Source organism: Parapedobacter lycopersici (assembly GCF_040395035.1).
Taxonomy (GTDB): domain Bacteria; phylum Bacteroidota; class Bacteroidia; order Sphingobacteriales; family Sphingobacteriaceae; genus Parapedobacter; species Parapedobacter lycopersici_A.
In genome coordinates, this window is sequence record NZ_JBEBRB010000005.1 from 25,455 (window position 1) to 49,163 (window position 23,709).

Sequence of the window (23,709 nt, forward strand, 5' to 3'; positions counted from 1 at the left end):
AGAAAATCACGTATACAAAAGTCGGACGGAACGGCCTGTTTTTATGGCGCTATCAGGGGATGTTATGGTATTATTTACGGATTGACCTCCTCGTCTTCAAACCGCCACCGCACGAAAGCTTCGATGGCTTCGTATTCCGCCATTCCTAAACCGTCATATAGTCGTGCGGTTTCGCGGGTGCGTTCCTCGGCCCGGACCCAGAATTCGCGTGCGTCATCGCCCGGGAAAACCGGTATATCCTTCTGCGATTGGTGTTTGAATATGGCATGTCGCTTGCGCAGTACTTCCTTGGGTGACAGCGGTACGGCCATCTCGATTTCATGGATTTCAAATTCATGCCAGGCACCCCGGTAAAGCCAGATCCAGCAATCCTTCGTCCAGGCGTCCGTTTTACGCAACCGCCGCATCGCCTCAGAAACAATGTCAAAACAGATTTTGTGTGTCCCATGCGGGTCAGCAAAGTCTCCAGCGGCAAAAATCTGATGCGGTTTGATCTGTTGTAAAAGCGCCATGGTCTGCTGCACATCATCTTCGTACTTCAGTGTCTTACGGTGCTTGCCCCGGTCATAGAATGGCAGGTTCTGAAAGTGGATGTTCGTATCCGGCAGTCCTGCAAAACGGGCCCCAGCAATAGCTTCGCCCTTCCGGATGAGGCCTTTAACCGTTAACAGCTCCCGGGTGTCCATCTGATTGGGTTTTTTGCCCGCAATAAACTTCCGGGCATCTTTATAGAGTGTATCGAGCTTTTGCGTATCAATTCCCTGTGACTTGGCAAAGTCGGTGGCAAACTCGATAAAACGAAGTGCCTCGTCGTCCCAAACCGCCGTATTACCCGAGGTTTGGTAAGCCACATGCACGTCGTGGCCCTGGTCTGCCAGACGGATAAAAGTGCCGCCCATGGAAATTACATCGTCGTCCGGGTGCGGTGAAAAAATAATCGACCGCTTTTTCGCCGGATCCCGCCTTTCGGGCCGTTGGCTGTCATCGGCATTGGGTTTTCCGCCCGGCCAGCCGGTAATCGTATGCTGGAGCTGGTTAAAAATATCAATGTTGATGTCATACACCGGGCCCTTTTCCGTAGCCAGCTGGGCCATACCGTTATTATTGTAATCGTCTTCCGTTAGCTTGAGTATGGGTTTTTTCAGTGTTTGCGAAAGCCAAACCACCGCTTTTTTGATGGTCTTGCGATCCCATTCACAGTCTTTCACCAACCAAGGGGTATCAAACCGCGTCAGCATAGAAGCTGCATCCTGGTCCAGCACAAACTCCACACTATCCGAAAGTTGCAGGAACGTCGCCGGCACATCGGCAGAAAGCTCCCCTTCCACGGCCTTTTTTACAATTTCCGCCTTCTTTTGATTCCAGGCCATCAGGATGATTTCCCGCGCCTTGAAAATTGTACCGATACCCATCGTGATCGCTTTCGTTGGCACATTTTCCTTGCCTCCGAAATCGCGTGATGCGTCGCGGCGTGTCAGATCGTCCAAGGTAACCAAACGCGTTCCCGAGTTAGGCGCCGAGCCGGGTTCATTGAACCCGATGTGACCCGTACGTCCGATGCCCAGTACCTGTAAATCAAGACCCCCGAGTGCCGTTATCTTTTGCTCGTAAGCGAGGCAATATTCGTGGATAGCCTCCATTGGCAGTGTCCCGTCGGGTATATGCACATTGGCCCGTTCGATGTCTATGTGGTCAAAGAGATTCCGGTTCATGAACGTCACATAGCTTTGTTCAGAATCGGGCTGCATTGGATAATACTCATCCAGGTTGAAGGTAATCACGTTTTTGAAACTGAGGCCTTCTTCGCGGTGCAGGCGGACCAGTTCTGCATAAACACCCACCGGGGTTGCACCAGTAGCAAGGCCAAGGATAGCCTGCTCACCTTTTTCTTGTTTATTGCGGATCAGGTCTGCAATTCGCCTGGCCACGGCCAGTGAAGCCGCTTTGGGATCGGGATAAACGCTCACGGGAACTTTCTCGAAGCGTGTTTCTTCCAGTAAATTTAATCGTGCCATGTTATGGAATTACGTATAAGGTGAGAAGCAAAAATAGCAATAAATGTCTATTACCCTACAATATTTATTACCTCTTTTGAAGCAAGTTACGCAAACGTGTGCATGAGCCTACAGGCTGCAATCCGACCTGGCTGTGTGTTTTCGCCATGGAGAATAAAATATAATCACGTACCTTTAGCTTCCAGGCCCTGCCAACGGGCCGTACCAATTAAAAACTAAAGCAGATAATCATGAAATACAACCGCAGGAATTTTCTGAAAAACGCCACGGTGCTGTCCGGATCAATGGCGGTATTGCCCGCATTAAGTGGAACCGAACAGGGGAATGTTCCGCAAGCCCGACAGGAAACCGGCCGGCCCCAGCAGGTCAATATGTGCGGTTATGCAGCACCTAAATTGGAAACCGTCCGCATTGGCTTTATCGGCCTTGGCATGCGCGGACCGGGTGCGGTAACCCGCATGGCACGCATCGAAGGTGTAGAAATAAAGGCGCTTTGCGATAAAGATGCATCAAGGGCCGCTAAGGCGCAGGAAATCCTCGCGAAGCAGGGACTACCGAAAGCCCGGGAATATTCGGGGGAGGAGGGCTGGAAAGCGATGGTGGCCAACGAGTCCCTGGACCTCGTGTACATCTGCACACCCTGGGCGCTCCATACCCCTATGGCCATCTATGCTATGCAGCATGGTAAGCATGTCGCCTGTGAAGTGCCGATCGCGGTCACGGTCGACGAGTGCTGGGCACTGGTAGAGACCTCAGAGCAAACCAAAAAGCACTGTATGATGCTGGAGAACTGCTGTTATGATTTCTTCGAAATGCTTACGCTCAATATGGCTCGGAACGGGCTGTTCGGCGAGCTTATCCATGCCGAAGGTGCATACATCCACGATTTGGTGGAACTTAATTTTTCAAAAGAGGGATATGCGGATATGTGGCGTCTTAAAATGAATGCTTCGCGAAACGGTAGCCTGTACCCCACCCATGGGCTTGGGCCGATTGCCCAATGCATGAACATCAACCGGGGCGACAAGATGGATTACCTTGTTTCGATGTCAACCAATGATTTCATGATGGGCAATATTGCGGCTGCCAAGGCTGGTGAGGACCCCTTTTACCGGCCGTTTGTAGGTAAGTCATACCGTGGCAACATGAATACTACGTTGATTCACACGGCAAAGGGCAAAACCATGATGGTACAGCACGACGTGACCTCTCCCCGTCCTTATTCCCGTATCCACCTGGTCAGCGGCACAAAAGGTATCGCATCGAAATACCCGGCGCCGGAACGCATCGCGTTCGGCCACGAGTGGCTACCCAAAGCGGAGCTGGATGCGCTATACGCAAAATATACCCCGCCGCTGATTAAACACGTGGGTGAAGTAGCCAAGCAGGTCGGTGGGCACGGCGGCATGGACTTCGTAATGGACTGGCGGCTGATTGACTGCCTCCGAAACGGGTTGCCACTTGACCAGGACGTGTATGACGGCGCGCTGTGGAGCAGCGTATTTCCGCTGAGTGAGCAATCGGTAAACCAGCGGTCGCAATCGCTGGATGTGCCCGATTTTACGCGCGGGGCGTGGCAGCACAACCAGCCGGTAAACCTTACCCTGGAAGGCGGCGCCACAACAGGCATACGCAAAGAGAGACCATCTTAAGTTATTGCTTTTTCAGCCGTTTTTCCAGATAAAGCTGCACTTCATCGTTGATCATCGAGAAAGTTTTTGCCTCCTGTTCGGCCAGCCGGTCTGTAAACAATACGCCCAAAAGGTGGTCGGTTTCATGCTGAAAGATGACAGCTGTAAACCCCTCAACCAGCTCTTCCTGCCATTTACCGGACGGGGCCTGATAAGACAATCGAATGGTATAATGCCGCAGGACATCACCCACGGTATCCGGTATGGATAAGCACCCTTCCTGCCCTTTGCGCAGCAGGTCAGACTGCCATGTAATAACAGGGTTGAGGTAATATTCGAATGGTTCTCCCGGCTTATCAAAGCGCTGCACCCAGATCAGGTTCCGGTTAATGCCGACCTGCGGCGCAGCAATACCCACACCCGGACGGGCCGGGTCAGTCACGGCAAGGTACATCCGCCGGGCCAGTAGTGGAAGCAGTTCCTCTCCCGGATCTATGGCGACGGAAGGCATACGGAGGATCTGCCGTTCCGCGACAACAGTATCCTGGAGCACTCGCATGGCCTGTGCGGTATCTTCCGCCAAAATAAGCTGCCGTTCAGCGTCGGTCAATGGTGGGTTGATCATCACATCAAAATCAGTTGCCGCATCACAAATTAAACCGCACCTGCCGGCTGCTCATACGGCTTACGGGAGGTTGCCCACAGCATGACCCAGGTAATTGCTCCGTTGTAAATAATCAGTTCAAACCCCATAGCATAGGCCGTATACGGCGTCAAAACGTATACATTCAGCAGGTAACACAATGCTGGCGAAAGCAAACAGATGTAAGGGACGGCCCGGTCCGCAACCTGTCGCCGGGTAAGTAACCCAAAGGCAAACAAGCCCAACAGAGGGCCATAGGTATAGCTGGCTGCTGTGAAAATGGCATTCACCACCGATTCGTCGTTAATCAGCCGGAAAACCAGAATAACCAGTAACAAAAGGACGGAAAAAGCAAAGTGTACCCGGTTCCGGGCACGTACGAGGGAGCGATCATTGGGGTTATCCTTTTTATTGAAATTCAGGAAGTCCACACAAAAGGATGTCGTGAGCGCTGTCAGCGCCGAGTCCGTTGTGGCAAAGGTTGCTGCGGTGAGGCCCATCATAAAAATAATGCCGGGTACAAGGGTGAGGTGCCGGAGCGCAACCTCCGGATAAAGGTAATCGGGGGTCCGCAGCCCGCTGATGTCAATGCCGGCCTGTGCAGCATAAATGTATAGCAGTGCACCTACGGCCAGGAAAAACAGGTTGATGACCACGAAGATACCGGTAAACGTAAGCATGTTGGTCTGCGCTTCACCGATCGTCTTCATGCTCAGGTTTTTCTGCATCATATCCTGATCCAGGCCCGTCATGCCGATCGTGACAAATATACCACCCAGAAAATGTTTCCAGAAATACATGTTATTGCCAAGAGGGTCTTCCCAGAAAAATATCCTTGAATAACTGCTTTCCTTCACCGTTTCGATGGTTTGAAGAAGTCCCATACCCAGACTGTCGGCCATGAAATAAATGGACAGCACAACGGCCAGCACCAGAAAAAACGTCTGCATCATGTCGGTGATGATAATTGTTTTAAGTCCCCCTTTATTGGTGTAAAGCCAGATCAGTAACAGGCAGAGAATGATGGTAACGGCAAAAGGGATATTCCAGGCATCAAAAATAAACCGCTGCAAAATGATGGCAACCAGGTAAAGCCGGAATGCCGAACCTATCGTACGCGATATCAGGAAAATCATTGCACCGGTCTTATAGCTGCGATGCCCCAGCCGCTCTTCCAGGTAGGTATAAATTGAAGTGAGATTCATCCGGTAATACAGTGGCAGCAGCACAAAGGCAATAATGATAAACCCCACGGCATTTCCAAGGATGAACTGAAAGTATCCAAAGTCCGTCTTCCCCACCGCGCCGGGAACGGAGATAAAAGTTACCCCCGAAAGTGCAGTACCAATCATGCCAAAGGCCACCATATACCATTTAGCGCTCCGGTTAGCTACAAAAAAGGACGCGTTGTCCGCTGATTTACGCGAAGTAAAATAGGCAACGCCCAGCAATAGGCTGAAGTATGCGATAAGGAACAGGAGAAGGATACCCGGTGTCATGTCGACTAATCTATGTTAATGTTCTTAGTGTACTCATCAATGGCCTTCCGTACGCTGCCATGCCTCTCCAGCAGGTTCGATGCCGTTACAGCGTCGAGCCCCAGTTCGTCCATCAAAATCCGCGTTCCGCGGCCAAACAGCTTATTGTTCGTCATCTGCATATCGACCATCTTATTCCCCTTCACACGCCCCAGTTGGATCATGACCGTCGTACTGATCATGTTAAGCGCAAGTTTCTGGGCTGTGCCGGCCTTCATCCGTGTAGAGCCGGTAACAAACTCCGGACCCACAATAATCTCAATCGGATACTGCGACACCGCGGCAATAGGGGTGTTTTCATTGCAGACAATGCAGCCGGTCTTCAGTCCGGCTTCGTTTGCCGCTTTCAGCCCCCCCAGCACATAAGGCGTACTTCCTGAGGCCGCAATGCCCAGCACCACGTCTTTCGCATTGATGTGATGTTCCTGGAGATCGCGCCAGGCCTGCCCCTCATCGTCCTCCGCAAATTCCACTGCCTTGCGGATGGCCATATCCTTTCCCGCGATAAGCCCGATAATCCAGTTGTCGGACACGCCAAAGGTGGGCGGACATTCCGATGCGTCCAGGATGCCCAGCCGGCCGCTTGTTCCCGCGCCGATGTAAAACAGCCTTCCGCCCGCCTTCATGGAGGACACCGTGACGCTGATCAGCTGTTCAATCTGCGGGATAGCCTTTTGCACGGCCAGCGCTACTGTCTGGTCTTCCCTATTAATGTTCGTTAATACTTCCCCAACGGACATCTTTTCCAGGTGTTGGTAATGCGAGTCTTGCTCTGTCGTTTTTGTCATCTGTCTTCGTATACTTAGCTGTTCTTTAATCCAGGATCCCGAAGCCTGGGCGTTATACCACTCGTGACGGCCGGAAACCGCAGGGGGCAGTCAGTTTATATCGTAATGTTATTCAAAGTCCGGGTATAATAGGTATTTCTTGCGCATCTGCTTGTATGCCGTCAGATCGGCAGCCCAGCTCGCCCGGATGGCCTCCTCATCCAGTCCGGCAATAATCTGTTTCCGCAGTTCATCCGTTCCCGCCAGTTTGTCAAAGAATTCCGGACGTGAAAAAAACCGGTCTTTGAACGGGGATTTATTATAGAAGTCCAGCAGGTATTTTAGTGTGAAATGCTGTTCATCCGGATTTGATTGCCGCAGATCAAGGCCATAACAAAGGTTTCCTTGCTGCTCCACATGTTCGGCCATGCCCTCGCGCGTACCGGGCGTAAACGTAAAGCTGCCAAATACCGGGTCGGGATAGCCCACAACCTGAAACGGCCAATCCGTGCCACGGCCGACACTGAAGTCTGTGGCTTCAAACAAACATAACGACGTGTAAAGCCGCACCGATACGTGATTGGGCAAGCTGGGCGATGGGATTATCGGCAGTGGATACGGCGTGCTGTGATCGTAATGCTGCACCGGAATCACCTCCAGATCGCACTTGACACCGCCATCAAGCCAACCTTCGCCATTGATCATCTGCGCCAGCTCACCTACGGTTAGCCCATGGATCATGGCGATTTTATGGTAGCTTACATTCGACTTAAACCGGTCGTCTTTTCTTACCGGCCCATCTACCTGGTCGCCGTTCGGGTTCGGGCGGTCCAGTACAATCAGTTTTTTTCCCTGATTGGCACACAGTTGCATCACCCGGTGCAACGACGCAATATACGTGTAAAACCGGGCGCCTACATCCTGCAAATCAAAAATCATTACATCCACGGAAGCCACAATGGAATCCGCCTTTTCATTCTTTCCGTATAACGTATGGAGCGGGAGGCCCGTCCGTTTATCCACCTCATTGGAAACCTTTTCACCCCGCTCAATGTCGCCCCGGAACCCGTGTTCCGGTGCAAAAGCAAATTTCAGGTTTACGCCTTTTCCAAGTAGCACGTCCACCAAATGGCGATCGCCGACTACGGATGTCTGGTTGCCCATCATGCCCACCGTTTTACCTTCCAGCAGGGGCAGGTAACGATCAAATTGTTCGGCACCGGTCACGATCGCCGTCGATACGGTATCCCTGCGGCTGTCTGTATCGCTGTTCTTCGCGGTATTCGGACCACAGGCAAACAGGGTGACCAAAGTCAGGCCCACCAAGAATAAATTGCTGTTTTTCATATCGGAATAATGTGTTTATCAATGGCAATAACCTCGTATAGACCGGAAATGGTCGTGCACGAACTCCCGGGCTATCTTACAAGTATAGAAAACATTATCTGAAAATCTGCATGTTTTTGCGCGCTTTATTAAAAAGCAAAACAAAACCGCTTTATCTTTCATTCAGCGTCAACGCCGTTTCCTGCGCCGGTCAGGTTGCCGGTATATGAAAACGCTCCGGCACAACGCTATCGCTGTGTCACGCCGTCCAGCAGCACCTGCTGTACCCGATACTCCCCGTCGAACAGTATAAGGTTGGCACGGGCGCCTGGGGCAATGCGGCCCAGGTGGTCCGCACCGATTAAGCGGGCGGGGTACAAAGAGGCCATGCGTAACGCTTCGTCAAGGGGAATCCCCACATGCCTTACACAATTGGCAACGGCATCCATCAGACTGAGTGCCGATCCCGAGAGTGTCCCGTCGGGCAGCGTAAAGTGGTCGCCGTTCCGAACATGGGTATAGATGCCCGTTGCAGCTTCCGTAACTGCATCTGTAATGAGAAACAGGCGTTCACCCATCAGCTTTTTGCTCAGCGAAACCGCTTTATAGTCAACATGTATTCCATCGGCGATAATGCTCGCGCATGCCCTTTCATGAAAAAAAGCCGCGCCGGGCAATCCAACTTCACGGTGGTGTAGCGGCGACATGGCATTGAAAAGGTGGGTTGCTGCTTTAATTCCCCGATCAAATCCGGCCATGGCCTCCTGATACGTCGCATTGCTATGTCCGGCAGAAAGCAGCACATCATGCTGAAGGAGCACGTCCAGGCAGTCAGCATTGAATGTTTCCGGCGCAATGGTCATGATTTTAACCTGGCCCCCGGCACGTTCAAGCAGGTCCGAAAGCTCGGCCCTGTCGGGCTGCCGGATCAGTTCGGCGGGATGCGCCCCGCGTTTGACCGCGTTCAGGTATGGGCCTTCGAAATGCAGGCCCATAAAGGCCGGATGACTATACGCGTTCGCTGCCTCAATTGCCTGGTCAAATATCGCCGGGGTGTTAGTAGCAAGTGTCAACATAAAGCCGGTTGTCCCGGTCTGCACCAGCGCGGCAGCAATGTGCGCCAGCGACTCGGGGGTAGGGGCTTCGGAGAAAAGCCGGGTGCCCCCGCCATAAATCTGTAAATCAATTAATCCCGGAGCGATGTCCAGACCGCTGGCATCAATACGCTGTGCGGCTTCGGGCAGTGCCTGTTCGTCGATCAGGTCAACTACGGTATCTCCATGTATCAACAAGGCTTTGCCTTCCAGTACACCTTCCCCTGTGTAGATGCGGCCATTGGTAATTGCGGTATAACTTTTCATCGTATTAACTTCGGTCCGCAGGTGCGGATCAGTCCTGCAAAATAATGATTTGTCTCATTAAACAATGCTTTTTTATGCGAATATCCGGACCTCAGTGTATTAAAACGGCAAGAACAGGCACTGGCCGGCCATCGGTTTCACACGGCGAAAACGGGTATTATTGCGGTACACCCTGTAGATTCAGGTCCCGGATCCGGTGCCGCACTTTTCGCATAAATTTGTCGCCCGGATCCGACTTTTGAGTTAAATAATCGGGGTCGGTTTCTTTCCACAGCGGGTGGTCCCGGAATCGTTGGTATTCGTGGTGCCCGATCACATACGCAATGGGGTATTTGGTTTTAAGGTACCGGATCAGGGCCTCATTGGCCTTCACCTGCGCCCGGGTAAGCGGCATATTGCTGCTTCCGATATTCTCCACACCAATGGCGCAATAATTCAGTCCGATCACGTGCCGTGCGAACGCGGTATCCGGGAGCAGCCGGAAGATCGTGCCGTCGCGGTCGACCACAAATTGGGAAGATACATTAAGCGCGCTTGCTCCAGAGATGGACGCCCGGGCTGTGGGCAGTGTTGAAGGGGCAAAAACATCAAACGTCTTCTCGACGCTCGGGATTGCGGTCCAGTGCAGGACGATTACCCGGGGCTCGATGGACGGGGTTTCTTTTTCCATACCGTGACGCTCCTTCAGGTAAGCCAGCGACAGGGCTTGCCGCTCTGCATTGAAATCAAGCGGCTTTTCAAATATCCGGAAGGTAGACCGCGAACAGCCCGAAAGTAACGATACCATTAAAAGTAGAAAAAAAATGCCGGGGCCTGTTGCCAGCCGGTAGTTAAATATGTTCATTTGGTCTTAGTTATTGGATACATAATCGTAAAACAGTTTTGAAACGGAAGCCAATACACCACGTGCTGTGGGTCCCTCCACATTACCCGACAGGAGCACCAGCACATAGCGGCGACCGTCCGGCAGGAAGACTATTCCCGAATCGTGGCAAATCCCGGAAATTGAACCCGTTTTGTTGGCCACTTTCACCCCGTCCGGCAGTTTGGCGGGGATCATGCCGCGGTAATGCTGGTCCATTAGGATATCGATCATGGCCTCACTTGCGGGTGCGTTCACCAGGCTTCCCCTTGCCATCCGCTCAAAAATCAATAACAGATCATGGGCGGTTACCGTATTATTAAGTCCCTTTTTAAACGCCTTGTCGTCTTCCACCCCCCGCAGTACCTGGATGTCCTTCGCACCGATTGCCCGCATAGCCTGCATAACCCGTTTGGCACCAACCTGATCGACAACGATGTTTGTGGCCAGGTTACTGCTTTCGGTAATCATCCGGTATAGCAGGTCTCCCCACGTCACCTTTTTACCTACCTGGCTATACAGCAGCTGTTCGCTGTCGTTTTCCGGGCGCAGCGAATAGGTGCTGTTATCCACAATGCTCTTAAACTGATTGTACACTACAACAGAATCAGTCAGCGCGAGTTTTCCCTGTGCCTGCTGACCAAAGGCCGCCGCCACAACAGCGGTTTTCATGGTACTGGCCGCGTGGAACCGTTCGTCGGACCGGTAGTCCATCCGTTCACCCGTCTGCAGGTCCAGAAAGGCATAAGCAAAACGACCACTGGGATATTTATCCAATACTTCCGATATCCGCCGGCGCAGATCAGCTGTATCGAGGATAGCTGATTTGTCCGGCCTCAGCACCAGCTGTTCCAGTTCACTGTCCGAAGCGTCGGCCGGGACAAACCGTGCCTCCCGGATCGTTTTGTCCGGATTAAGGGCAAAGGAGAGGAAAGGTCCCTCGCCACCGCCCTTGTTGTCATATACCAACCGGAAGAGGTCGCCATGGAAATGCACCAGTTTACCGCTGAGTTCTGGAGACCGCGTAAATTGGACGTGCAGGTTGCTGTCTGTTTTCGCCTTTATGATGGCCCTGCCAATGAAGCCATCGCGGTATGCTCCGGTATAGGCAGCCAGTGGGAGCGTGCGCTTCCAGGCCGGGTCGGGGGTTGGCGTTTTTCGGGTGCGCGCAATCGAGTCCTGCCGTTCGATCGACCGGTCCAGTTCCTTTTTATATCCCGCTATCCAGTCGAACGGCGGGGCGTCGAGGTAATAATCCAGGATGTGGTTAATAATCGCCCAGTAAGCGCCGGAAGAAAGCTGGTTGGTCAACACCACCACGCCTAGGCGCTGTTCGGGCACCATGGCCAGCTGCGACACGAAGCCGGTAAGCAATCCGCCGTGGCCTACCACTTTGACGCCGCGGTAATCGTAGGTACGGAACCCGAGCGCGTAACCGTAAAAATTCTTCTGTGCCGGTTTCAGCCATTCCGGTTCACTGGAGATGGGCATCGGACGGACGATCTTCCAGAGTTGTTCCGTTGCTTCGGGCGCAAATAGCCGGCCATGTTCCGGTGTTCGCCCCGAATCCAAGTGCGTAATGAGCCAATTGGCCATATCGGCTGCAGAAGAGGCGATGCCCCCAACGGGATTTCCAGGATCACCGATATTCCGGTCAAAAAACGAGTCAACCGGCCTCACCTTTCCCCCGCGGCGTGCGTGGGCATACGCCACATTCGACTGCTCCCGTAACGAGGAGAAACGGCTGATGCTATTGGGCATGCCCACCCGGTCGAAAATCCGACGGCTGACAAATGTTTCCCACGCCATGCCCGACACGGCTTCAATCACCTCGCCGGCGGCGACATACAGGATGTTGTCGTAGGCATAGACCGACCGGAAGTCGTGCTCCAGCGGCACATCCTTCAGTTTGGTGAGCAGTTCCCTGCGGGTAAAAGTCGATGGCGGAAACAGCAAGAGGTCGTTTACATAAGCCGGCAATCCGCTATGGTGCACCAGAAGGTCGCGGATGGTCAGGTGCTGTGTCACGTAATCATCCGAAAGCGCAAACCACGGCAGGTAGTCAATCACCCGATCTTCCCATTTCAGCTTTCCTGCTTCGACCAGCATGGCCAGCGCCGTTGCCGTGAATGCCTTACTGTTTGAAGCAATGCTGAACAGCGTATGCTCATCCACCGGTTCAGGGCTACCCAGGCGCCTCACGCCGTATCCCTTTGCCAGGACTACCTGGCCATCCTTTACGATGCCCACGCCGACACCCGGAACGTCAAATGTGTCAAGTACACGGGCGATGTATGCATCGAGCCCCGGCGGCAACGCCTGCTGGGCATTGGCGCCGCTCCAGCCCAGGCTAGCCAGCAATAAAATGCCCAGACCGATTTTCTTGCTGATTATCATTGGTTTTTTTGTTCAATAAGGTGTTTTTCGAGAAAGTCAGCAACCGCCTGATCCACCAGTACCTGATGCTTATACAACATCCAGTGATGGGTCTCATCCGGTATGACCAAGGTTTCATGCGGGACATCGTGCTGCTGTAGCCGGCGGACAAGGTCAATACTCTGCTGAAAGTCCACATTCCCATCGTGGTCGCCGTGGATAAGCAGTACCGGCGACCGCCACGTGCCTACATACGATACCGGCGAAGCATCCCTCGCCAGGGCAATTGCCCGCTCCGCATCGGGTGCCGGCTCGGCACTTACCGGTGGAATCCGGCCAATATAATTATGAACCCCATGGATATCCACGCCTGCCGCAAATAGGTCCGAATCCTTGCCCAGCGCCAGCGCAGTAAGGTAACCGCCGTACGACCCGCCATATACCCCAATCCGGGAGGCATCGACCTGCGGTAAAGCCGCCAGCCATTCGCCCGCGGCTTTGATATCCTGGTATTCCGAAGCACCATATCGACCCGCAAAAAGCGGCTTATGAAAATCATAGCCATAGCCAATGCCCAACCGGTAGTTGACCGCCAGTACCACAAAGCCCCGGCTTACCAAGTATTGATTGAGGGCATATGTATTGGCGTAGTAATCGCCATAGTGCCAACCCAATAGCATCTGTCGCTGCGGGCCGCCGTGGATAAACACGATAGCCGGCTTCTTCGCCGCCCCGCCTTTCGGCTCAAACAGCTGGCCATATACAGTCTCACCATCCGGAGCCTTGAATTCCACCCGCTTCGGCACAACCTGCGCAGCATTCTTCAGCGCGTCGGGAATCAGCGCTTCCCCCAATAGTCGGGCTGCTTTCCCGGTACCGGGCCAATCGACTATGGCAGGCAGTGTGGGGCGGGTTGCCGTAGCGCTGAAAAACACAACGTGTGCTCCATCCCCGGTAACCGTCGGAAATGTTTCAATACCCGTCCCCGGTGTAAGCACTTCCATAGCCGGCTGGTCCACCGGGACCCGGATCAGGTGCCTGCGGTCGATGTCATCGCCGTCGGGCCCCGTATTCGCGCTCGCCAGCAACCACATTTTATCGGGAGAAAGCGTGATATGCTCCACCATGAAGTCGCCGGGAGTGAGCAGCAGCGCTGCCCCGCCCGTTTCGGGTATGGAATACAAGTGCGGCCACCCGTCGTGATAGGAGACGAATGTGATGCGGTTCTTTCCCGCCCAGCGCAGGTTGGTCCCGCCGTGCGTCGTCGGTACGGCGCCCTGAGGGGTCTGCGGCGACTGCCAGACGCGGCTTCCCACACCCCCGGCAACATCCGCCGTCCAGATCGACCACGGGTTTTTTACCGGAGCTAAAATGGAGTCCGGGAGGCCTCCGGAACTATTCCGGCGCACAAAAGCGAGCCGCTTTCCGTCGGGCGACCAGCTCGGCGAGCTGTCGTATGCAAACGCCGGAACAATCCACTGAACGCGCCGGTCGTCGCCATGGTAAACGCCAATAAAAGAGTGGTCGCCCCGCGCCGACACAAAAGCCAGCGACCGCCCATCCGGCGACCATTGCAACGAGCCGTTCTCCCCCCGGGCATAAAATAGGGGTTCCGGCTTTTCCGAGCCACCTATCGGGCTGATCCAAACCTGCCCATCCCGCAGAAACGCCACCCGGTCGTCCCCGGGAGCGATCGCAGGCTCATCCCCGTCACCCAGCAGGACGGGTGCGCCGCCTTCAAAAGGGACGCTCCAGACCTGAACCTTCGGTGGCGCCGGCAACGAGGCCGGATTTCGCGGCGTGCTGCCGTTATATGCCCCATGATCGCCCCCCTTCACAAAAACAACCCATTTTCCGTCGGCCGAGAGCTGCACGCCGGTTATCTCATCGCCAAAATCCGCATCGTAGGCCGTCAATTTACGCAGCACAAACGAAGGCCCTTCGGCAGCATACAGGTTTCGGCGGCCCTGTTGGTTAATGGCCAAGACTACCCGGTTTCCCGTCGCCGATGCGCGCAATTCGGAAGGAAAAGGATAAGCAGTAAGCGCTTCGACAGTGGGCGACTGTGCCATCAGCGGGTTTCCGGAACAACACAGCAAAACTAGTAATGTAAATAACCTCATGCGTTCTATTTAGGTGTTCATCGATCGCGCGGGCCCGGCAATTGCCGGTGCCGCGTTGGATGGTTAGTACAAGAAAAACTCTTTTTGGAGAAACAAGGATAAGTAAAATAGTTGAATATGCCAATAAGCCAATGGGATCACCTAGATTGAATCATTGAAAAACCTTCGGGCGGACAGGTATGAAAATGGTAAAAAAGAATCTTTTTTTACCTAAACTTGTACCATGCAACCCGCATCGTTATACCGCTATTACCAAGAGTGCCCGAGGATATCCACCGATACCCGCGCCATTAAACCCAATAGTCTTTTTTTTGCCCTTAAGGGTGCCCATTTCAATGGCAATGCGTTTGCCGCGGAGGCTCTTGAAAAAGGGGCCCGCTATGCTGTCATCGATGAGCCACGGTATCGGCAGGACGATCGCTTTGTATTGGTGGCGGACACGCTGGCTGCTTTACAGGAATTGGCCCGGTATCACCGCGAGCAGCTCCGGATTCCCATTATCGGCATTACCGGCAGCAATGGCAAAACCACCACCAAGGAGCTGTTGCACGCCGTGCTATCCCGAACGTTCAACACCTACGCGACCCAGGGGAACCTCAACAACCACATCGGCGTGCCGCTCACATTATTGTCCCTGGATAGGCAAACGCAGCTGGCCATTGTCGAAATGGGGGCCAACCACCCCGGCGAAATCGCGTTTCTCTGCAACATCGCCCAACCTACCCACGGACTTATTACGAATGTCGGCAAGGCTCATCTGGAGGGTTTTGGCGGTTTTGAAGGGGTCATGCGGACCAAAGGGGAGCTTTACGACTACCTGGCGGGCCATGGCGGTACTGTTTTTTTACAGCAGGACAACCCGAATCTGCGGGAAATGGCCGAATCACGAGCCATTAACCAACCGGTTACCTACGGCTTTTCGGAAGGTAACGACGTCGTCGGTATACTGCAATCGGCCGATCCCGTACTGGAAATACAGTGGCATGCCCACGGTAGCCATACACATCATACGGTAACCACGCGGCTTACCGGCGCTTACAATACCGAAAACCTGTTGGCCGCGGTTTGCGTTGGCCGGCATTTCGGTGTCAGCGCAACTGACATTAACAAAGGGCTTACCGATTACACACCGTCCAACAATCGATCGCAGCTGACCAAAACAGCAGCCAATACCGTTATCCGCGATTACTACAACGCCAATGCCAGCAGCATGGCTGCGGCGCTCGAAAACCTGAAGCTGCTCAAGGCCGACCGCAAAGTAATTATCCTGGGTGATATGTTTGAGTTGGGCGAGGCATCTCCCGAAGAACACCGGAAACTGGTAGACCTTGCCTGTGCAATGGGGGTCGACCGGGTGCTGTTTGTGGGTCATGAGTTCGCACGGCATAAGCGTCCCGGGGCCGAATTCCACGATACGACCGATGCAGCTAAAGCCGCATTACAGCTTCGTCCAATAACCGGCGCCCTGGTACTCCTCAAGGCTTCCCGGAGTATGGCCTTCGAAAAACTGATGGATAGCCTCTAATCCCGGGGCTTGCCGCCAAATATACCCCCCAGCAATAACTGGATCAGTGCGACAACCAGCGCGAACACCGCCGCCCACCAGAAGTTGGCCACATCAAACTTGCTGCCCATCAAGTAGCTGGTGAATTGCACCATCAGCACCGTGATAATAAATGAAACGAGCCCCAGCGTCAGAATGTTCAACGGCAGGGTAAACAGCCGCAATACCGTACCTACAGTGGCATTTACCAATGCGATAATTAATCCGGCCAATACCGCCCACCAGAATCCCGCCACCTGTACCGCTGAATCGGGAAGGATATAGGCCCCTACGAAAATGGCTAATCCTGTCAATAGCACGTCAATGATAAAACGCATGTTGTTTAAGCTTTAAGGTGAATCATTAGTTAAGGATAAATAAGGTTTTATGCCTTTTTGTTTTACGGCAACACGATAAAATTAACAAATTTATTGTGGAATTTACACCGGTCGTCCATCTATACCCATAGAAACGAACCAATTATGGACTACATCATCCAAACCGATGCGCTGGATTTTCAGTATGCAGCGGGTAAAAAGGTGCTTAACGGAGTTTCACTCCATGTGCCCAAAGGCTCAATCTACGGCTTTCTGGGGCCAAATGGTGCGGGAAAATCGACAACCATGATGTTGCTTACGGGGCTTATCCCCCAACAGGGAGGTGCCATCCACCTGTTCGGCGTGCCATTGCAGCAGCAGTTGCCCCACGTGTTTACCAAGGTGGGCGCATTGGTGGAACAACCCGCATTGTACCTGCACCTCAGCGGTATTAACAACCTCCGTTACATGGCCAGGTTGCGGGGTATCGATGAAAAGAAAATTCCGCATGCCCTGGCCCAGGTGGGGCTTACCCAGGATGGCAGGCGCAGGGTCCGTCAGTATTCCCTGGGTATGAAACAGCGGCTGGCCATTGCCATGGCGCTGCTGGGGGAGCCGGAATTGCTGATCCTGGATGAGCCGGTCAATGGGCTTGACCCACACGGCATGATGGAAATCCGGCAGCTGCTGGTACGGCTTAACAAGGAACGGGGTATAACCGTCTTCATTTCCAGCCACTTACTAGCCGAAATTGAGAAAATGTGCACGCACATCGGAGTCATCCACCAGGGGGAGCTAAAATTCGAGGGACCGGTCAACGCCGGAAACAACCTTGAACAGTGGTTTATGTCGTTAACCAGTAATCTAAATTGACTTCACATGATCACTTCTACGCGAACTTCATTTACTGCGACGCTACGGGCAGAGCACATCAAGAAAAAAGGAACGGGCATCTATATAATGAGCGCGCTAATGGGGGCGCTGTTCCCCTTAATGACGCTGTTCATTATCCTTTATCGGAATATTCAGCAAACGAAGCCCTTTGCTTATTCGTTCTACCTGAACTTCATCACGGAATCCACGATTCCGTTTGCGAACTTCTTCTTTCCGTTGCTGATTATTGTGCTCACCAGCAGGGTCACGCAGCTTGATCATCGAACCGGCGGATGGCGTCTCATGGAGTTGCAGCCCCTGGCCAAGACTGCGATCTATTTTTCCAAGTTTTCCGTTGTGCTCATCAGTAACACCATAGCCATCGGCACGCTGATCCTGTCCGGATTGGTGATGGGCTGGATTACGCTTAGGCTCACCGGCGTACCGACCAATGCGGTGCTGGATATTCCGTACCTGGCGCTCCTTCAACTCGCTGCCCGGCTCTTCGTGGCAAGCCTGTATGTTGCGGCAGTGCAGTATGTAATCGCCGTACTGATACCGGGTTTTATCTGGTCCGTTCTGGTTGGATTCGGTGGGTTATTGGGCGGCTCGCTACTCCGGTCGCAGGGACTCAACTTCGATTGGTATCCTTATCATATCCTTTCTCGCGATTATAGCATCAGAAGCGACCTGGGTTACTGGCTTACTTATACCGATGCTGTCTGCCTGTGTTTGGCCACCCTGCTGTTATACGTCGGATTTCAGTGGTATCGTCATAAAACCTTAAAACGAGCGTTTTTTAGTCCGCTGTCGCGGTCGTTGCCGCTGGCAGCGGTAGGGGTCGTCTTCGGTGGCCTGACAGGCTACCTGTTGATTCCCAAAATATCCCCGCCCTATAAGGCTACTGTCTTGGCGGGAGAAATAGACACGTCATTGCCGTTGCGTGCACTATATGTTATCAATCCGGTCCTGCACGACACCCTTGCCACCATACCCATCAACGAAAATAAATTCCACCATGTTTTTCCGGATGATATTGCCAACGATTACTATGTCGTCCTGTTCGATGATTATTTTGGAAAACAGCTTTACTTTGGTGGAACCGACAGCATCTACATCAAAGCCCGGTTAAATGAACAGGCAAATGCCTTAACGGTAACCGGCACCCGGCTCGCGGAAAACCAGCTTCCACCGCCAGCACAGGTCCAATCGATAGCCAATCATTACTTACAACAGCATATTTTCCTGGATAACCCAGCGGGTTTCAGCGCGGCAATCCACCAGGAATGGAAGAAAGCCCTGCGCGGACGCAAACGTTTCAAAACGGTGGACGGCTACACCACCCGCGACGATTTTAATGCACGTGCCGACAAGCTGCTCGCCGTACAGTACCTCAACTACTGGAACACGTATCGGCAAGATCGCCTTGCCGCATTTCCGGATGAAAGTACCGAACTGACTCCTGAAATGCGGGAAATAAGTGCGCGGGTGTCATTAACCGATGGGCAACTGCTGGGTAATGAGACCTACATGGAATATGTGGTATACCGCCTCACCGCTTCCAACCAAACCAATATCTGGCAGGATATAAAGGCGCTCGAGGGCATAAGCACCTTACCCGAAGGCGACTTCAGGAACAAGGCCCTTTATTGGCAGCTGGATAAAAGTCTGAACAGCATTACGGACGGATCCGAGCGGGCCGCGCTGATTGATCGGTATGCGGGGTTAATTTCCGACGGGCACCTAAACGGACGGCTAATGCAAACTTATTACCGGTTGCAGCGCTTGAATGCAGGGGTGGCCGCACCCATATTTCAGGCGATGGACTTAACCGGTAACGCGGTATCGCTGGACGATCTCCGCGGCCAGCACCTGCTTATTGATGTTTGGGCGACCTGGTGTGCGCCATGCAAAAAGCTGTCTCCGCTTTTTGAAAAATTGGCAATCAAATATAAGGACCAGCCGGTTCGTTTTCTTGCGCTTAGTGTCGACCGCGACGAAAGCAAGTGGCACATTGACGCTAAAAACAAATCTGAATCGGTATTGCAATGGCGGGTGCTGGACAACGGCTCCTTCGGGCGGGAATACCGCGCTTCCGTGATTCCCCAGTTCATTTTTATCGATCCCGAGGGTCGCTTCGTCCACGCCAAAATGCCGCTGCCTTCGGAAAGCGCCTTTGAAATCCTGCTACGCAATGCACTGGGGATGGCGGATTGAATAATACAACGGTAATATATCCGTTAAATACAGCAGGGGATTTTGTATTGGGGCCATATTACCCTAATTTAGCCGCGCATAATTTTCGTCCATCACTTAATAGTTAATCGCATAGTGCAATACGTATTCAGACTCGCTTTCTTATTTCTTTTGTTTACCGCGCTTGTCGCATCATGTACGTCTTCCGAAAAGAGAAAAATCCGCGCCGCAAAAAAACAGCACGAAAAAGATAGCCTGGCATTGGTCTACGATAGCGCTGGGGCAGACCCCCGGCTCGATGCATTTATGCAGCGGTTGCACCGCAGATCCGGATTCAACGGGAACGTGCTGGTGGCCAAAAACGGCAAAATCATTTACCAGAATGCCTTCGGCTGGGCAGATTACCTGCACAAAGACAGCCTGAACATCACGTCTCAATTTGAGCTGGCATCGGTTTCCAAGCCGCTGACAGCGACGGCTGTACTCCAACTCTGGGAAGCAGAGAAAATCTCACTTGATCAAACGGTGGACGAATTTTTTCCGAATTTTCCATATCCCGGTATTACCATTAAGATGTTGCTCAGCCATCGTTCCGGCTTGACCAATTACCTGTATTTTACCGATAAGGTGTGGCCCGACCGGCAAAAGGGGATGACGAATATGGACGTCATGGCGCTCTTCGAAAAGCACAAGCCGGAGAGGTATGCCAGTCCGGATGTACGGTATTTTTATAACAACACCAACTACATGATCCTCGCCGCCATCGTGGAAAAGGTAACCGGGCAGGATTTTGCGGTCTATATGCAGGAAAATGTATTCGGTCCGGCAGGAATGAAAAATACGGCGGTGTATTCCAAGGCGGTATATGAAAAAATACCGGTCAAAGTCATTGGCCACGACCGGGTATGGCGCCGTTCGGTTGTCCAGAATTTTCAGGATGGCCCCGTGGGGGATAAGGGTACGTACAGTACCGTGCAGGACCTCTTCCTGTTTGACCGCGCCCTGCGGGATGGGCGTCTGCTCAAAATGGAGACGCAGGACTCGGCCTATGTCGGCCGCAGCAAGGCCATTAAAACGCTGTTTAATTACGGCTATGGCTGGCGTACGTTTGATCCGGGCAATCACCAGGTGGTTTACCACACCGGCTGGTGGCACGGTTTCCGCAGCCTGTTTATCCGCGACCTAAAAAAAGACATCACCATTGTTTTGCTGACCAATATGGTCAATGCCAGCCTGCTCCACCTGGATGAATTGTATGAAATTCTCGACATGCCCGTCATCCGGCAGGCGGCTTATTCGGCACAGGGTGAATTTGCGGGCGATGAATAGCAGAAAACCGTATCTTTGTATATCGTGCTCGACGTCATGGACAAAAAGAAAACACTCATCATCGGGGCAACACCCAACCCTTCCAGGTACGCGTACCTCGCGGCACACCGACTGGTTGATGCGGGCCATGAAATTGTCAACATCGGAATAAAAAAAGGCGAGGTTGCCGGTGTTGCTATTCAGCCTGCGGGAGATCCGTTGCCGGACATTCACAGCATTACCCTCTATATCGGCCCACAGACGCAACCCCTGTATTACGATTACATCATCCGCACCAAGCCACAGCGTCTCATCTTTAATCCCGGCACTGAAAATCCGGAACTGGAAGCACGGGCGCAGGCCGCAGGGATTGATACCATTCAGGCCTGCACGCTTGTTTTGCTTTCCACCAACCAATATTAAGGGTGTGCCCGCCCTATTGCTAACTTCCGGGAGATTAGTTACCTTAGCCTTCGAAAGCAAATTCATCGCTGAAATCGGGGAGTTGAACGGACTTTGGCAATGATAACGGCCGGCTACGCACTTTTTATCGTACATTATTACCCTTGAAAACAAAATTTGCCACATTCGTCTCCACGCTCGGCCATCCCTTTTTGACCCTTCCGGTGTTTATTATATTCCTGCTTTTCAGCACAGAACCTGTTGCGAAAGCCGGATTGCTCACGCTCCTGATCATTGGGGGTATCTTTATTCCGGTTGGCCTGCGGACACTGCTCGGTGTCCGGAAAGGCAAGTATACCAACCTGGATGTATCGGATCAGGCTCAGCGTCAGCAATGGTTTATCGTGATCACGCTGCTGCTGCTGATCGTCACGGCCATTGTGTGGATTACGGATCAGAACCGTACCCTACGGCTGGGCATGATCTGCGCCTTTTCCCTGCTGCTGATATCCCAGTTGGTCAACACCCGAGTAAAGGCTTCGATGCACTTGGCTTTCCATACTTTCCTCGGGCTGCTGATTCTGCATATGAATGCCGTAGCCGGGGCTATTTTTCTGCTTTTTGCCCCGCTATTGGCCTGGTCGCGCCTGTACCTGAAACGCCACGTACTTGAAGAGGTATTGGTTGGGGTTGTACTTGGTGGACTATTCGGACTGATTTTCTGGATTATTTACTAGCCGCCGTCCGGGCGTCCGAAAGCCGACGAACAATGGGTAGGTCTGCCGCAGCCCAGTTCAGTTCGGCAAGCCGGGCCGGGGGCAGCCACAGGGCATGAACATGTTCGTTAAGATGCAGCGGCCGCACATCGGAAACCGTGCTCAGGTAACTTTGCAGGGTAATGCTAAAATCGGGGTAATCGTGCTCCACAGCGAGGTAGGCGTCAATTACCCGGATGTCGAGGCACAATTCCTCCCTGACCTCCCGCCGGAGAGCAGCCTCAGGGCTTTCCCCTTCCTCAATTTTCCCGCCCGGAAATTCGTAGGTATACTGTAGGTAGGGGTATTTTCCCGGTCCTTTTTGTACACACAGGATATTTCCCCCGCACTGAATGATTGCAGCAACGACTGCATAATGGGGGTGTTTCCTGTGATGGGGGTGCGGCTTGGTCATCATCACGGGATTGTCAAAGTGGGTGAACGGTCGTTTCCGGTGTGATTGCCAGTCCGTCGGTATGCATTAGGAGGTTAATTCCGGGCCTTTTGCCTTTTTCAAACGACCCATACCTGTCTGCCTGGCGAAGTGCCGATGCGCCGTTAATTGTTGCCCATTTGATGGTCTCTGTAAATGGCAGTTCAGGAAAATGTTCGTGCAGCGTCCGGAGTTCAGACAACATACAAAGCTGGTCGTTGGAGGCCAGGCTGTCGGTACCTAGGGCAATCCGTTGGTCATGCCGGATGAAATCGGGCACATGGGGCAGGGTACCTTCAATATATAAATTTGCATTCGGGCAAAGGCACCACGTTACCTCACGTCCGGCTGCGGCGACAAACCGGATGTCCTCCGCGACCGAAAATGTGTTATGCACCAGCAGCAGCGGTGTTTGTGCCCCGAGGTGAGGCACATAAGCCCGCAATGCGGTTTCCGCGCCGGAAGCAAACCCGGAAATGTCTTTGCTCAGTGCATGGTAAAAGTCCAGGAATACCCCGCTTCTGTCGCGAAAGAAATCATTTTCCGCCGCACTTTCCTGGTTATGTATGCTTAATGGCATCGCTACATCCCTTGCCCCATCGAGCAACGCAAACAGTGTTCCCGATACGGAATAGGGGGCGTGCGCCGTAATTGATACGCGGTTCGCGTCAAAGCTTTCCGCCGTCGCGCGCGACTGCCGGAGCTTCTCCGCAGCCAGTTCGGGTTCTACACCAATGGTTTCGACGAAGGTATGGTAGTGCAGGCTGCTCCGGTGCTTAATGGTCGCCGAAAGGCCGTTATTGGCGTGATCGCCCACTGCAACGATACCGTTGGCTGCCATCTGCCGGTCCGCCGCTTCCATCGCCTGCAACACGGCATCTTCCCCCGCTGTCCGCGAACGCATTACAGCCAGGAGAAATGGAACCAGGCCGGTATGCTTCGGTATCACGCCCAGCATATGCGACAATTCCAGGTGGCAATGGGCATTGACAAAACCCGGCACGATTATTCCGCGGTGGCGGTAGACTTCCCGATGAGCCAGTGCCCGGCTATCGGGGGAATGTACTGCTACAATGGTACCGTCCCCGGTGATTTCAAGTACCCCGTTTTTCACGGGCGGGTGGGTCACCGGCACAATATAATCTGCGGAAAGGAGCGTATTCATGGTATAAACCGTTTTATATCCAGGCGGATGCACATCGCCACAAATGTGTGAATTTTTCAGTGCTTAACCAAAATC

19 protein-coding genes are annotated in these 23,709 nt (G+C 53.1%); 7 read left to right on the forward strand and 12 right to left on the reverse strand.

Annotation, left to right across the window (positions count from 1 at the left end; all coding sequences use genetic code 11):
- Positions 1-74: 74 nt before the first annotated feature.
- Entirely contained in the window at positions 75-2,015 is a 1,941-nt protein-coding gene (gene nagB / locus ABWO75_RS02570; protein WP_353182242.1) for a glucosamine-6-phosphate deaminase, read from the reverse strand.
- 230 nt (positions 2,016-2,245) lie between these two features.
- Here nagB and ABWO75_RS02575 point away from each other — a divergent pair, with 230 nt between their 5' ends.
- Positions 2,246-3,667, forward strand: coding sequence for a Gfo/Idh/MocA family protein (locus tag ABWO75_RS02575; protein ID WP_353182244.1), 1,422 nt, complete (start codon positions 2,246-2,248; stop codon positions 3,665-3,667).
- Position 3,668: 1 nt separating this feature from the next.
- Here the strand turns inward: ABWO75_RS02575 and ABWO75_RS02580 are convergent, their stop codons facing one another.
- The 8 genes from ABWO75_RS02580 to ABWO75_RS02615 form a co-directional block, all read right to left on the reverse strand.
- The gene (locus ABWO75_RS02580) at positions 3,669-4,271 is read right to left on the reverse strand and encodes a peptide deformylase (RefSeq protein ID WP_353182359.1); all 603 of its coding nucleotides are present in this window, start codon (positions 4,269-4,271) and stop codon (positions 3,669-3,671) included.
- 29 nt (positions 4,272-4,300) lie between these two features.
- Positions 4,301-5,788 carry a sodium:solute symporter gene (locus ABWO75_RS02585; RefSeq protein ID WP_353182246.1) on the reverse strand — a complete coding sequence of 496 codons (1,488 nt, stop codon included), beginning with the start codon at positions 5,786-5,788 and terminating at the stop codon, positions 4,301-4,303.
- A gap of 5 nt (positions 5,789-5,793) precedes the next feature.
- On the reverse strand, positions 5,794-6,615 hold the full coding sequence (gene murQ, locus ABWO75_RS02590; protein ID WP_353182248.1) for an N-acetylmuramic acid 6-phosphate etherase: 822 nt from the start codon (positions 6,613-6,615) through the stop codon (positions 5,794-5,796).
- A gap of 108 nt (positions 6,616-6,723) precedes the next feature.
- On the reverse strand, positions 6,724-7,941 hold the full coding sequence (locus tag ABWO75_RS02595) for an exo-beta-N-acetylmuramidase NamZ family protein (protein ID WP_353182250.1): 1,218 nt from the start codon (positions 7,939-7,941) through the stop codon (positions 6,724-6,726).
- A gap of 227 nt (positions 7,942-8,168) precedes the next feature.
- The gene (gene nagA, locus ABWO75_RS02600) at positions 8,169-9,281 is read right to left on the reverse strand and encodes an N-acetylglucosamine-6-phosphate deacetylase (protein WP_353182252.1); all 1,113 of its coding nucleotides are present in this window, start codon (positions 9,279-9,281) and stop codon (positions 8,169-8,171) included.
- Positions 9,282-9,438: 157 nt separating this feature from the next.
- Complete coding sequence (locus ABWO75_RS02605; protein ID WP_353182254.1) at positions 9,439-10,125, reverse strand: N-acetylmuramoyl-L-alanine amidase; 687 nt, start codon at positions 10,123-10,125, stop codon at positions 9,439-9,441.
- A gap of 6 nt (positions 10,126-10,131) precedes the next feature.
- Positions 10,132-12,540 (reverse strand): serine hydrolase, encoded by a 2,409-nt coding sequence (locus tag ABWO75_RS02610; protein WP_353182256.1) that lies wholly within the window; start codon positions 12,538-12,540, stop codon positions 10,132-10,134.
- Entirely contained in the window at positions 12,537-14,642 is a 2,106-nt protein-coding gene (locus tag ABWO75_RS02615; RefSeq protein WP_353182258.1) for a S9 family peptidase, read from the reverse strand. The genes ABWO75_RS02610 and ABWO75_RS02615 overlap by 4 nt, the downstream gene beginning before the upstream one ends.
- Before the next feature lie 223 nt (positions 14,643-14,865).
- Here ABWO75_RS02615 and ABWO75_RS02620 point away from each other — a divergent pair, with 223 nt between their 5' ends.
- The gene (locus ABWO75_RS02620; protein WP_353182260.1) at positions 14,866-16,167 is read left to right on the forward strand and encodes a UDP-N-acetylmuramoyl-tripeptide--D-alanyl-D-alanine ligase; all 1,302 of its coding nucleotides are present in this window, start codon (positions 14,866-14,868) and stop codon (positions 16,165-16,167) included.
- On the opposite strand, the gene ABWO75_RS02625 is transcribed toward ABWO75_RS02620, so the two are convergent.
- Positions 16,164-16,523, reverse strand: coding sequence for a phage holin family protein (locus ABWO75_RS02625; protein WP_353182262.1), 360 nt, complete (start codon positions 16,521-16,523; stop codon positions 16,164-16,166). The two genes, ABWO75_RS02620 and ABWO75_RS02625, sit on opposite strands and share 4 nt — an antisense overlap.
- Before the next feature lie 144 nt (positions 16,524-16,667).
- On the opposite strand from ABWO75_RS02625, the gene ABWO75_RS02630 reads away from it, so the two are divergent.
- From ABWO75_RS02630 to ABWO75_RS02650, 5 genes are all read left to right on the forward strand, one after another.
- Entirely contained in the window at positions 16,668-17,375 is a 708-nt protein-coding gene (locus tag ABWO75_RS02630; protein WP_353182264.1) for an ABC transporter ATP-binding protein, read from the forward strand.
- A gap of 6 nt (positions 17,376-17,381) precedes the next feature.
- Positions 17,382-19,592 (forward strand): redoxin domain-containing protein, encoded by a 2,211-nt coding sequence (locus ABWO75_RS02635; RefSeq protein ID WP_353182266.1) that lies wholly within the window; start codon positions 17,382-17,384, stop codon positions 19,590-19,592.
- 114 nt (positions 19,593-19,706) lie between these two features.
- Positions 19,707-20,900 carry a serine hydrolase domain-containing protein gene (locus tag ABWO75_RS02640; RefSeq protein WP_353182268.1) on the forward strand — a complete coding sequence of 398 codons (1,194 nt, stop codon included), beginning with the start codon at positions 19,707-19,709 and terminating at the stop codon, positions 20,898-20,900.
- 36 nt (positions 20,901-20,936) lie between these two features.
- Positions 20,937-21,302 carry a CoA-binding protein gene (locus ABWO75_RS02645; RefSeq protein WP_353182270.1) on the forward strand — a complete coding sequence of 122 codons (366 nt, stop codon included), beginning with the start codon at positions 20,937-20,939 and terminating at the stop codon, positions 21,300-21,302.
- Positions 21,303-21,445: 143 nt separating this feature from the next.
- Positions 21,446-22,018 carry a phosphatase PAP2 family protein gene (locus ABWO75_RS02650; RefSeq protein ID WP_353182272.1) on the forward strand — a complete coding sequence of 191 codons (573 nt, stop codon included), beginning with the start codon at positions 21,446-21,448 and terminating at the stop codon, positions 22,016-22,018.
- Here the strand turns inward: ABWO75_RS02650 and ABWO75_RS02655 are convergent.
- On the reverse strand, positions 22,008-22,454 hold the full coding sequence (locus ABWO75_RS02655) for a (deoxy)nucleoside triphosphate pyrophosphohydrolase (RefSeq protein WP_353182274.1): 447 nt from the start codon (positions 22,452-22,454) through the stop codon (positions 22,008-22,010). The two genes, ABWO75_RS02650 and ABWO75_RS02655, sit on opposite strands and share 11 nt — an antisense overlap.
- Positions 22,455-22,464: 10 nt before the next feature.
- Positions 22,465-23,634, reverse strand: a complete 1,170-nt coding sequence (locus tag ABWO75_RS02660) for an amidohydrolase family protein (protein WP_353182276.1) — start codon at positions 23,632-23,634, stop codon at positions 22,465-22,467.
- Between the last annotated feature and the right edge of the window lie 75 nt (positions 23,635-23,709).